7 protein-coding genes and 1 pseudogene are annotated in these 12,818 nt (G+C 64.0%); all 8 read left to right on the top strand.

Features of this window, described 5'->3' with window-relative positions:
* Positions 1–283: pseudogene (locus tag B9A31_RS26325) on the top strand (oxidoreductase); the annotation flags it as partial.
* The gene (locus B9A31_RS27615) at positions 280–1,095 is read left to right on the top strand and encodes a DUF6708 domain-containing protein (protein ID WP_232238390.1); all 816 of its coding nucleotides are present in this window, start codon (positions 280–282) and stop codon (positions 1,093–1,095) included. The pseudogene B9A31_RS26325 and the gene B9A31_RS27615, both read left to right, overlap by 4 nt.
* A gap of 276 nt (positions 1,096–1,371) precedes the next feature.
* On the top strand, positions 1,372–7,227 hold the full coding sequence (gene mnxG / locus B9A31_RS26315; RefSeq protein WP_027609878.1) for a manganese-oxidizing multicopper oxidase MnxG: 5,856 nt from the start codon (positions 1,372–1,374) through the stop codon (positions 7,225–7,227).
* Positions 7,228–7,245: 18 nt separating this feature from the next.
* Positions 7,246–9,222 carry a cytochrome D1 domain-containing protein gene (locus tag B9A31_RS26310; protein ID WP_019098790.1) on the top strand — a complete coding sequence of 659 codons (1,977 nt, stop codon included), beginning with the start codon at positions 7,246–7,248 and terminating at the stop codon, positions 9,220–9,222.
* Positions 9,219–9,875: an SCO family protein gene (locus B9A31_RS26305; RefSeq protein WP_084297542.1), complete on the top strand. Its 657-nt coding sequence runs from the start codon at positions 9,219–9,221 to the stop codon at positions 9,873–9,875. Before B9A31_RS26310 ends, B9A31_RS26305 begins: the two co-directional genes overlap by 4 nt.
* Entirely contained in the window at positions 9,872–10,537 is a 666-nt protein-coding gene (locus tag B9A31_RS26300) for an SCO family protein (protein WP_084297541.1), read from the top strand. Before B9A31_RS26305 ends, B9A31_RS26300 begins: the two co-directional genes overlap by 4 nt.
* Before the next feature lie 2 nt (positions 10,538–10,539).
* The gene (locus B9A31_RS26295; protein ID WP_256576311.1) at positions 10,540–12,060 is read left to right on the top strand and encodes a cytochrome c/ABC transporter substrate-binding protein; all 1,521 of its coding nucleotides are present in this window, start codon (positions 10,540–10,542) and stop codon (positions 12,058–12,060) included.
* Between the two features lie 12 nt (positions 12,061–12,072).
* Positions 12,073–12,714 carry a SurA N-terminal domain-containing protein gene (locus B9A31_RS26290; protein ID WP_084297540.1) on the top strand — a complete coding sequence of 214 codons (642 nt, stop codon included), beginning with the start codon at positions 12,073–12,075 and terminating at the stop codon, positions 12,712–12,714.
* The last annotated feature ends 104 nt before the right edge of the window (positions 12,715–12,818 follow it).

Raw genomic sequence — 12,818 nt, 5'->3', positions numbered from 1 at the left:
CCTGGCACACGCAACGAAATCACTTTCACCATCATCGTCATTTTCTAAATTTTCACCCCCGCGCCACCCGGACTATGCGAGTGATTTTTCCATTGATGAAAACCAGAGACCCTATGCCGTCGAAGACGGCAGTGTTCAGCTTGAAATTTCTGGGGTTGTGCCCCTGGTTCCTATGATTGGGACCCACAGCTTGCTCGCCGCCACTCTGCTGATTATGTATTGGCCCGACCGCAATTTGCCGGACGCCTATATTGAAGTTTGCTCTCGGGAGATGAATGAATGACGCTTAAGCCCAAGGTTTTATGGGAGCGTGCTATAGGTTGGAGCTATGATCTGCCTCCAACGGGAAAGGCACCAGATGGCCTCTGCTGGGTAGAGAAGGTCAACCCTTCGCCTAATTATATTAATGATGTTTACCTCGAGCTGCCAAGAAAAACCATAAGTCTTCGAGGTTTTTCAGCGCTAGTGGGGATCCCAAGTTTGTGCTTTGGGGTCGGAATGACACTATTTTTGTACTGGAGTTTGTTGGTTTATGGCTGGCAGCGCGACTGGTTAGAGAATGTGTTGTTTATACTCGGTCCACCGTTAGCTCTATGGGTACTCATCCCTTACATAAAGCAGGATTTTGTCTTTCCCAGAGACGAACCCATTCGTTTCAATCGCCTACGTAGAAAAATCTACATCTACGAGTTCAGGTACGACCGCATATTCATTTTCAGTCGCAAACGCTGGGGCGTCCGACCCGTCGCCTATAACTGGGACGACGTCACTGCCGAGGTCTACCGTATCTACGCCCCCGGCCACGGAGGCCTGATCGAAAACGTCATGCTGTCAGTCCGTAATCCTGAGACAAACGAAGTCATTGACCGTGTCTTCTTCACGCATACCCTGCGTCAGGGCGAGGCCTACTGGGCCATTGCCCGTCTGTTCATGCAACAAGGCCCTGAAGCCCTGCCCAAATTCGTGCACCCACCCCGCGACTGGAACGACGACGATGGCCTGAGCCACATGCATTGCCTGGCACCAAAGGTTGAATGGCCAGCGGACATCGACCGTGAATCCCGTACTGCACCGTCTGACGCAGAGGCCCCATGAGCGGGGACAACCTGTGGCGCAGAGATAGAGAGCGGGTTAAGCATTTCCTGGTCGAAGGTGCGGCGGTTTGGGAATTCGGGCATGCCCGTTCCCACAGTGATCACGTCGTCTTCAAGAAATCCAGCGAGGTACCCCCACTTCGGGGGAATGCTGCCGGGTGATCCTCCCCAATCTGTTTCGGTTGCTACCGTAACTAACTGAAAAGAATATAAATATTCTTCTGGCACACACCTTGCTCCACACCTCCGCAGAGTCCCCGTGCCCCGGAGGTGCAGCATGTCTACGCCACGCAAAGGCCCCCTTCTGTCATCACTCGTTCTGGCCCTGCTCGGCTGGGAAACGACCAGCGAGGCGGCCGTGCAGTGCCAGCGCACCTTGGTCGCCAATGTGGTGGCGCTGGACCAGCCACTGATGTTCAACCGCCTTGGCGCGCAAAATGCCAACGGCATGATGTTCGCCCTTCGTGAAGATGTGGTGGACGACAAGCAGGTCCCTCTCAGCAAGGGCGGGGCCGCTGTCCCGGGCAAGGTCACCTTGCGCCCGGACAAGCGCCCAAGACCGATCGTGCTGCGGGTGGCCGCCGGTGACTGCCTCACGGTCAACCTGACCAACCTGCTGGCGTACCAGGCCAACCCCAATAAACACGGTATCGACCCCGAAGAAAACGAGGCCGAAGGCGAGGAGGAAGGCCCGGAAACCGAGGTCGAAAACGAAGGCGGTGAACATTTCGTTGCCGACGAGCAAGTCAATGACCGGCATGTCGGCTTCCAGGTGAACGGCATGCAGGCGGTCAACAGCATTGGCGACATCGCCGCCAACACGGGCCGCAATGGCAACTTCCTGGTGTCGCCCGGCAATACCCGCAGTTACACCCTGTACGCTGAGCGCGAGGGGGCCTTTGCGGCCACCAGCCAAGGCGCCACCTTTGGTGGCCAGGGCGGGGCGGGCAACGTTGCCAACGGCCTGTTCGGCCAGGTGGTGGTGGTACCCAAAGGTGGGCGAACCTACCGCAACACCCTGACCGAAGAAGAAATGCGCCTGGCCACCACCGGCCGTACCGCCACCGGCCAGCCGGTGATCGACTACCAGGCCCGCTACCCGCAGGCAGAACCGTGGCTCACCGAGGGCAAGGCAGGCAAGCCGATCATTGCCATGGTCGACGGCAATGAAATCCTCAACAGTGAAACCGACGCCATCGTCATGGGGCCGAACCCCGACGGCAGCTTCCCGCGCTCGACCTACCCGCTGGAAAGCGTCAACAAGCGCAACCCGGCACTGCCCAACCGGCTTGAAGCGTTCCGCGACTTCGCCTCGCAGTTTGCCGATGAAGTGGCTGCCACCCAAGCCTTCCCGGGCTATTGGGCGGACCCGGTGATGGGCCATGTGCTGGAGCCGACCCGCGACTCGTTCATGATCAACTACGGCTCTGGCGGTATGGGCGCTGAAGTGGTCGCCAACCGCCTGGGCGTGGGGCCGATGCATGATTGCCTGTCGTGCGCGTACGAGGAGTTTTTCCTCAGTGCCCACACCGTAGGCGATATCGGCACCCTCGTGGACGTGCCAGCCAACGTCGGCCTGGAAAACATTCGCCCAGGCGAAACGCCGCCGGCCAGCGCCGTGGGCGTCAAGGCCAACATGGCCCTGTACCCGGCAGAACCCGCCAACGTGCACCACAGTTACATTGGCGACTTCACCAAGTTCCGCAACACCCACAATGGCCACGAACAGCACATCTTCCACCTGCACGGCCACCAGTGGCTGTTCAACCCCAACGACGACAACTCCGACTACATTGACGCCCAAGGCATCGGCCCTGGCATCGGCTACACCTACGAAATCGCCAACGGCGGCTCGGGCAACCGCAACCGCGTGGCGGGCGATGCGATTTACCACTGCCACTTCTACCCGCACTTCGCCCAAGGCATGTGGGCCATGTGGCGGGTACATGACGTGTTCGAAGAAGGCACCCGGCTGGAAGTGAGCGGCCAGGGCGAAAATGGCTTCCACAGTACGCCGTTCGCACTGCGCAGCGGCAAGCCAGCCGTTGGCGCCCGGGCATTGCCTGATGGCGAAATCGTTGCCGGTACGCCGATCCCCGCCATCGTGCCGCTGCCTGGCAAGGCCATGGCGCCGATGCCGGGCAAGGTGGTGGTGGTGCCCAAGCTGTCCGAAGAACTGGTCGCTGCCAATGACGATGACGACGAAGAAGAGGGCGACGACGATCACGCCAACGAAATGCCAGCGCGCAAGGCCGTGGGTTCGCTGGCACTGGTCGACCGCACCGATGCCAACCGCAACGCTGATGGCACCCTGAAAAACCCGGGCTACCCGTTCTGGATCGGCGGCATGGAGAGCAGCGTGGGCAACCGCCCGCCAACCCCGCCACTGGACATGCTCGACCCGGCCCTGGCCCGGCAGCTGAAAGACAGCGGCAAAGCCCTGTGGGCAAACCTGGACCCCAACCAGGTCGATGGCTGGGATGGCGGCCTGGGCCGGCATGCGCTGGACGGCGTGTCTGCAGGCGGCGAAGCGGTGACCACCACCACCAAGCTGGACTTCTCCAAGGTGGTGCACAAGGCCAAGCCCATCTACCTGCCTGAAGAAGGCACCGATGTCGAGCAGGCCGCCATGCAGTTCCACGCCAAGGCCGAGCACCCAAGCTTTGCCCTGGTGCCCGGCAGCCAACCCGTTGCCAAGGCGTTCCGCACCAACGGTGCCTTGCCCACGGCCGGTGCGCCGTTCTACGAGCCTTGCATGGATGACCGTGGCAAACGCCTGACCCAAACCTCAGGGGTAGGCGAGTACGTCAGCGGCGAGAGCCTCACCGGCATGAACTTCCGGGGTTCGTCCACCTTCACCGCCGATCGGCCGCGCATCTACAAAGGCGCCAACATCCAGTTCGACGCGGTGTACAACAAGGTTGGCTACCACTTCCCGCAGGCGCGCATTCTGGCGCTGTGGGAAGACGCCTGGCCGGTGATCACCAAGCAGCGCCCGCCAGAGCCGCTGGTGATGCGCATGAACACGTTTGACTGCACCATGTACACCCACACCAACCTGATCCCGTCGTACTACGAAATGGACGACTACCAGGTGCGTACCCCCACCGACGTGATCGGTCAGCACATTCACCTGCCCAAGTGGGACCTGACCGCCGCTGACGGCTCGGCCAACGGCTGGAACTACGAAGACGGCATTCTCTCGCCCGGCAGCGTGGTGGAACGTGTGCATGCCATTCGTGCCTACAACGGTTGCACCGAAGGCGACAGCCGCGACGGCACTGCTGCCTGCCCGAAAGCCAAGCAGCACCCGTACTTCGGCCGCTTTGGCCGGGCTGACTGGCTGGGCGCGCGCACGGCCATGCAGCGTTGGTTTGCGGACCCGCTGGTAAACGTGAACAACGTCGACCGTGGCCTGGGCACCATCTTTACCCACGACCACCTCGGCCCATCGACCCACCAGCAGCTCGGGCTGTATGCCACCGTGCTGGCCGAGCCTGCCGGCTCCACCTGGTACCATGCCGAAACCGGCGAACAACTGTACAACCCGGCCACACGCCAGGACGGCGGGCCGACTTCGTGGCAGGCGGTGATCAAGACCGGCGACCACGATGGCGACGGCAAGAACGACAGCTACCGTGAGTTCTTCCTGGAGTACAGCGACTTCCAGCATGCCTATGAAGCCGGCGTGTATGTGGGCGCAGGCCCAGACGGCATCCCCAATGGCCAGTCCTACCCGGCCACGGCCGACAGCTTCCGCTATGCCATCAACCCGCCGGTCCGGCAGAAGGCATCCAACCTGCTGGAATCGGTGGTCGAGTCCCGCGGTGGCCTGGCCCCTGGCTGCCCAAGCCGGCCTTGCCCACAGGCGATTTCGGTGGATGACCCGGGCATGTTCGTCGTCAACTACCGCAACGAGCCGCTGGCCCTGCGCGTGTTCGACCCGAACAAGGTCGGCCCCGACGGCAAACGCGGCATGCAGGCGGACGGCCTGGCCGGCGACCTGAGCTACGCCTTGCAAAGCCGTACCGACCGTGCAATCCCGGCCATGAACATGGCACCGTCGGCAATCACCTCGGCCGTTGGCCCAACCGGCGGGACCACGCTGTTCCCACCGCACATCAACAAGGCCGGCAGCGAGCCGGGCGACCCGTTCACACCCATGCTGCGCACCTACTCTGGCGACAACGTGCGCCTGCGCCTGCACGCCGGTGGCCATGAAGAGGAGCACAACGTCACCCTGCACGGTGTGAAGTGGCTGCAGAATGGCTCGGGCTTCGGTAACAGTTCCAACTCGGGCTGGAAGGCCTCGCAGATGATCGGTATCTCCGAACAGATGGGCTTCATGGCACCGGTGTCGATGATTTCCAGTTCCGCCGCTACCAATGGTGATTACCTGTACTCCATGGACGCCGCCCTGGAAGGCTACTGGAACGGTATCTGGGGGGTGATGCGCAACTACACCGCTCAACGCGCCGACCTGTTCCCGCTGCCGAACAACACCCAGCCAGTGGCCATGCGCAATACCGTGAACTTTGAGGGCATTTGCCCGAAAACCACAGCCAACCCCAACGGCATCGGTACCCGCACCACGGTCAAACGCAGCTACGAGATTGTCGCGGCCCTGGCCAACGACATCCTCGAAAACCGCAACGGTGTCAGCATCAACGACCCGGCCGGCGCGGGCCAGCATGTCGGCGGGCCACTAAAAGCCAATGGCGGCACCCTGGTGTTCAACAGCCGCAAGACCAGCATCCCGCAGGTCACGGTGGTGGACGAAGAGGATGGCACCACCTTCACCGTCGGCGGCCACAGCGCACCGCTGCATGACCCGACCGCCGTGCTGTACGTGCGCAAGGCCGACCTGGACGCCACCACCGGCAAGCTCAAGGCTGGTGTGCCAGTGGAGCCGCTGGTGCTGCGCGCCAACGCTGGCGACTGCATCAGCATCACCCTTGAGAACCGCCTGCCGTCGGTCATGCCAGACCTGCCCAGTACTGCCGTGATGCAGAACGTGGTCAAGCGTGACCGCTTCGACAGCGAAGGCTCCACCGCTTTCAACAACAACCTGATGCGGCCTTCCAGCCATGTGGGCCTGCATGCCCAGTTGCTGGCCTACGACATCACCAAGTCCGACGGTGTCAACGTGGGCGCCAACCCGGTGCAAACCGTGCCACCCCGGGCGGGCAACAGTGGGGCCTACCCAAGCCGGGTGTACCAGTACTACGCCGGGCACCTGGAGCGCGAAGGCAAGCCGGTGCTGCAACTGGGCCGCACGGTGGACAACATCAACACCACCGCCATCGAGTTCGGTGGCCTGAACCTGGCGCCGTCAGACTTCATCAAGCAGCCGCAGAAAGGCCTGGTGGGCGCCATGAGCATCCTGCCGCAAACCGCAACCTGGACCGAGGACACCGCCAGCCGGGCCCAGGCCACGGTCAAGGTCACCGGCCAGCCCGACTACCGCGACCTGGTCACGGTGTGGCAGCGCTCGATGAACATGCGCTGGGCTGACGGCCGCCCGGTCGAAGGCATCGCCACCGAAGGCAATGGCGTGCCGGGCGACCCGAAAGACAACGGCAACATGGCCATGAACTACAAGACCGAACCGCTGTGGCTGCGCTTTGGCCTGGCACCGGATGCCCCCTTCGGCCATGCCGATGGCTTTGGCTTCGCCGATGTGTCGAACGCGCACATGGCCTACAGCAACGCCCTGGTCGGCGGTGACCCGCAAACCCCGGTGCTGTATGCCAAGCCCGGCCAGCCTGTGCGCAGCCATGTGCTGATGCCCAGTGGTGGCAGCCGCGGTATCACCTACCAGCTCGATGGGCACCTGTGGCCGTTGCACAACTACCAGGCCGAAAAGAGTGACGCGGATGGCTACCCGATGAGCCTGCCCGGCATCGGCTCGGTGCGTTTCGGCTACAACCCGATGGCCATGTACATCGGCGCCCAGGAAAGCGTACTGCCAGCGGCACACTTCAGCTTCATGCTGCCCAGTGCCGGCGGTGCCAACGCGGTGGCGGGTGACTACCTGTTCCGCGACTACGCCGCCTACGGCAACCTCTCGGGGCTGTGGGGGATTTTGCGAGTGACCAACGAAGCGCCGCCGGCTATGGCCCCGGCGCAGTGACGGAAGGGGAGCGCGAGCATGAACAAGAAGACTCGCCCTGCTTACTTGGGGGTAGTGCTGGGCGTGGTGCTGATCGGCCTGGGCGTGGCGTATGAAAAGCTCTGGTGCGATCCCCGCGAGCTGTTGCAGGAAACTGCCGAACCGCAGGCGCCGCACCGGCTCATTCGTGATGGCGTAACCGTTGAGTTCGAGGCCCGGTCGCTGGCCGGGGGCGAGCTGAAGGAAGGCGGCTTCGCCAACATCCGCTTCAAACTCAGCGACCAGGCCAGTGGCCAACCGCTATCGGGCATGGCGCCGGGGGCGTGGATCGACCCGGCGCAGTCGGCCCCGGTGGGCGACCGTGACCAGAGCTGCAAGGCGCGGGTTGCGCTGTTTCTCAAGAGCAGCATCGGTGCCCGACCGCTGCTCGACCTGAACAGCTACTTCCTGTTGATGCTGAACAACGACGCCAGCCTGACGGTGATCGACCCCACCGTCTCGGTGGGCGGCGTGACCAGCACCATGGCGCGCATCGACCTGCCCGGGCGCCCCATGGACTGGGCGGCCACCAGCGACGATAAGCAGGTATTCGTGTCGATCCCCGAGCGCGGCAAGGTGGCGGTGATCGATACCGAGACCTTTACCCGCGTGGCCGATCTGGACGCTGGGGACCAGCCGTTGCGTGTGGCCCTGCAACCCGATCAGCACCGGCTGTGGGTGGGCAACAACAGCCGTGACCCGGCCAAGGGTGGGGTTACGGTGATCGACGTACCGGGGCGCACCACCCTGAAAAGCTTCAACACCGGCACCGGGCACCATGAAATCGCCTTCAGCGCCGACTCGCGCTTTGCCTACGTCAGCAACCGTGACAGTGGCACCCTGAGCGTGATCGATATCCCGGAAATGCGCCTGGCCACAACCATCAAGGTGGGCCCGCACCCGCTGTCGGTCAGCTATTCGGCGCTGTCCCAGGCGGTGTACGTGGTCGATGGCGAGGAGGGCAGTGTGCGGGTGTTCGATGCCCGTAGCCACCAGTTGCGCCATACGGTCAAGGCCGAGCAGGGCCTGGGCCCCATGCGCTTCAGCAGCGATGGCCGTTACGGCATCGTGCTCAACACCCTGGAAAACCAGGCGCTGGTGATCGACGCCAGTACCGACAAGCTGATCCACCACATCCCGGTGGCGGCCGAACCGTACCAGCTCACCTTCACCAAGGGCTATGCCTACGTCCGTGGCCTGGCTTCGCCGAAGGTGACCATGATCAACCTGTCCAGCCTCGGTGAGGGGCGCTCGCCCATTGTCCAGAGCTTCGAGGCCGGCCCGGCGGCGCCGCGCCAGGCCGGTGACCTGCCGCTGGCCCAGGGGTTGTCGGTATCGCGTGACGACAATTCGGTGTTCGTGGTCAACCCGGTGGACAACACCACCTACTTCTACGCCGAAGGCATGAACGCGCCGATGTCCGGTTACAACAACCGTGGCCACCAGGCCCGCGCCGCCCTCGTCGTCGACCGCAGCCTGCGTGAGGTGGCGCCTGGGGTGTACGGCTCGACGGTGAAGTTGCCCGCCGCCGGCAAGTTCGACGTGGCCTTCCTGCTCAACCAGCCGCAAATCATCCACTGCTTCAGTACCGATGTGGCCGAAGCCCCCAATACCCGCAAGCGCAAGGGCGCGCACGCCGAGTTCATTGGCCTGGACCAGCCGATGTCGCAGCACAGCGCCATCAACGCGCGCGTGCGCATCGTCGGTGACGACGGCCAGCCACGCCTGGGCCTGAACGACTTGAGCTTGCGCTACTTCCTGGCACCGTCGTCGATGCCACGCAACCTGCAACTGCAGGAGGTGGGCGAGGGCGTGTACCAGGCGGCCCTGGCCCTGCCCGAGGCTGGCGCTTGGTACCTGCATGTGCAGTCGCCCTCGCTGGGGCGCAAGTTTGCCGAAGAAAACTACACCAGCCTGCGCGTCCTGCCGGCTGCAGCGACCAACGCTTCCCAGACTGATGTGAGGAATGTGCGATGAACACCCAGCATGCTTTCACACTGTTGGCCCTGAGCCTGGCACTGGCCAGCAACCTGGCCCTGGCCCACGCCGGACACGATCACAAAGGCCATGCCGAGCAGCCTCCGGCGGCGAGCCAGGAAAAGACCAGCGTGCGCTTTGCCGACGTTTCGCTGCTGAACCAGGACGGCATGCCGGTACGGCTGGAGAAAGACCTGGTAGGCGACCACCTGGTGGTCATGGGCTTCATCTACACCAGCTGCACCACGGTGTGCCCGGTGGTGTCGTCGATCATGGGCAAGGTCCAGCAACAACTGGGTGGCCGGATAGGCGAGGAAATCCACATGGTGTCGATCAGCGTGGACCCGCAGCGTGACGACGCCAAGCGCCTGCAAGATTACGCCAAGGCCTTCCAGAAGGGGCCAGGCTGGAGCTGGCTGACCGGCACCCCGTACGCCATCACCGAAACCCTCAAGGGCCTGGGCAGCTTCAGCGCCGACCTCAGCCAGCATCCGCCGCTGATTCTGGTCGGTGACGGGCGTAGCGGGCACTGGACGCGTTATTACGGCTTCACCGACCCGGCGGTACTGATCGAAGAAATCAACCGCCTCAGCGCCCGCCGGGTGCATGCCAAGAGCACGGCCATCGCCGACCATCACGAGGTGCAACCATGAGCACTGTCACTTCCCGCCGCGCTGGCATGCGCGCGTTCGACTGGCTGGCACTGTGCGGCTGCCTGTGGATCCTCGCCTCGGTGGCGTTCGCCCACGAGGGCCATGCGCCTGGGGCGCCAGCGCCACAGCCGGCGCCCCAGGCGATGACCAGCGGCGGCGGCACCCGCGATGCCCAGGCCTGGTTCACCGACACCGTGCTGAAGGACCAGAACGGCCGCCAACTGCGCTTTTACAGCGATGTGCTCAAGGACAAGGTAGTGATGCTCAACGTGATCTTCACCCACTGTACCGACGCCTGCCCGCTGATCACCCGCAAACTGCGTGAAGTGCGCGAAGCCATGGGGCCGCAGCTGGCCAGCCAGGTGACCTTCGTCTCGATCAGCAGCGACCCGCTGAACGATACCCCGCAGGCGCTCAAGGCGTTTGCCGAGAAACAGGGGGTGGATGGGCCGAACTGGTTGTTCCTGACTGGTGACAAGGCCAATGTCGACCTGGTGCTCGGGCGTATCGGCCAGTTCCTGCCCAGCCCCGAGCAGCATTCGACGCAGTTGATTGCCGGTGATGTAGCGGGCAAACGCTGGAGCAAGATTCGCCCGGATGCGCCAGCCATGGCCATTGCCCAGCGCATGCAGCTGCTGACCCAGCCACTGGCAGGCCGGTGAGCATGATGAAGACCTGGGCGGTTTTGCTTATTGGTTTGGCATGCGGTACTTCGGCCTTTGCGCTGGACCTGACCGACCACCAGCTTGCTGGCAAACGCCTCTTCCGCGAGGGCGTCTCCAGCAGTGACGCCCAACTGCAAGCCCGGGTTGGAGCCAGCGACATGACGGTGCCCGCCAGCGTGTTGCCCTGTGCCAGTTGCCACGGCAACGACGGCCGTGGTCGCGCGGAAGGTGGGGTGCGCCCGCCCAGCCTCGACTGGCAACGCCTGGCACTCGGCCAAGGCACGCGCGAGGCCAACGGCCGCAGCTACCCGGCTTATACCGACAGCAGCCTGGCCCGGGCCATTCAGCATGGCGTGGACCCGGCCGGCAACCGCCTGGACCCGGCCATGCCACGCTTCGAGCTGACCCTGGCCGACCAGCGCAACCTCACCGCCTACCTCAAGCGCCTGGCCGAGGAACGCGACCCCGGTGTAGAGGAGGGCGTGTTGCGCTTGGGCACCTTGCTGCCCGCGAGCGGCCCCTTGGCCGAAGCCGGGCAGGTGGTGCGTGCGGTGCTGGAAGACGGCATGGCTCAACTCAACCAGCAAGGCGGCATACACGGGCGCCGCCTGGAGCTGGTCGTGCTTGATCCGGGCTTAGACCCCGCCAGCGCCGAGCAAGCCTTGCAGCAGTTGCTGCAGCAGGCGCGCGTGTTCGCGTTGATCTCGCCCCTGGCACCCATGCTCGACCAACGCCTGGCAACCTTGCTGGCGCCACAGAATGTGCCCCTGATCGGCAGCACCCCACGCAGCGGCGGCAGCCCACAGATCTTCGACCCGCTGCCCGGCCTGCCCGTGCAATTGCTTAGCCTGGCCGCCCATGCCCGTGCTGCGCTGGGCCTGGCCCCGGGTGACCTGCGTGTGGTGTATGCCGGCAACGAGCAGGCCGTATTGGCTGAACAGGTTCGCGAGCGCCTGCAGCAGCAAGGCTGGACGCCTGCCATCCAAGCCTTCGACGGCCAGGCCGTGGACGGGCGGGGCATCGTCTTCCTTGGCCGTGCCCAGGCCTTTGCCGAATTGGCCGCCGCGTTGCAGGCGGCAGGCCGTCAGCCCTACCTGTTCGCCGCCTCCAGCCAGGTGGCCGGTGCGATGGCGCGCTTGCCCGAGCAGTGGTCGCAACGGGTGTTCCTGGCCTATCCCTATGTGCCGGAAGACTGGACCGAGCAGGGGTTGGCGACCTTGGCCGGCCTGCAGCAGCGCCAGGGCCTCGACCCACGCCAGGCATCGTTGCAGGTCAACACCCTGTGCGCGCTACGGTTGCTGAGCGAGGCGCTGAAGCAGATAGGCCGTGACGCCAGCCGCGAGCAACTGATTGCCGTGCTGGAAGGCCTGCACGATGTGGCCACCGGCCTGACCCCCGCCTTGGGCTTTGGCCCAGGCCGCCGCCAGGGCATGGCGGGCGCCCATGTGGTAGCAGTGGCGCTACCTGGGCCGCGTTTCACCTCGGTTACCCCGTACCGGCCGGTGCCGGATACCCCTTGAGCGGAGGCTGCCATGCGTATCGTGTTGCTGTGCCTGCTGTTGGTGCTGGCCAAGGCGAGCTGGGCCGATGTGCCTGCGGCGCGGGTCAATGGCGTGGAAATCGGCGTGACGCGCCTGGAGCGTTACTTCAGCGAATACCTGACCGCCCAGGGCCGTGCGTTGACCAGCATTCGCAACCCGGGCCTGTACAAGCGCCTGCGCGATCAAGCGCTGGACGAGCTGATCGACAAAGAGCTGCTATGGCAGGAAGCCCGGCGCCAAGGCATCGCCATCAGTGACGCGCAGGTGTCGGCGCATGTGGGCGAGGTCGAAGCGGCGTTCGGCAGCCCGGCAATTTTCGAGCGGCGTCTGGCGGAGGCGGGTTTCGATAGGGCACAGTACACTGAGTACACCCGGCAAGACATGGCGGCCCAGCAGGTGTATGCCCAGCTCAGTGCAGTCGACGCGCCGAGCCAGGTCGAAGTGGAGGCTTTCTATGCTGCCAACCGGGAAACACTGCAAGGAGCGCAGAACCAAAGTGATAACCCTTCGGTCATACGTGAACAGGGCCTGGTCTTGGCCAGGGCGGCGCTTATCGGCAAGCGAGAGACCGATGCGCGTCGGTCCGTGCGCCAACGTTTGCGCGACGCCGCCAACGTGGAGGTTGCAGACTGAGGCCCCTGATGGCGTTTCCCCCAATGCTGGGGAATTAAGGTTTGGCAATGTGCTATCAGTTCCCCCGCATGTGGGGAACCGGGTGGGTGTGCCTGCCCGGCGCG

It is taken from the genome of Pseudomonas sp. URIL14HWK12:I5 (assembly GCF_900176445.1).
GTDB lineage: Bacteria > Pseudomonadota > Gammaproteobacteria > Pseudomonadales > Pseudomonadaceae > Aquipseudomonas > Aquipseudomonas monteilii.
Note: the sequence above shows the minus strand (reverse complement) of the source record. Positions and strands in the feature narration are given on the sequence as shown.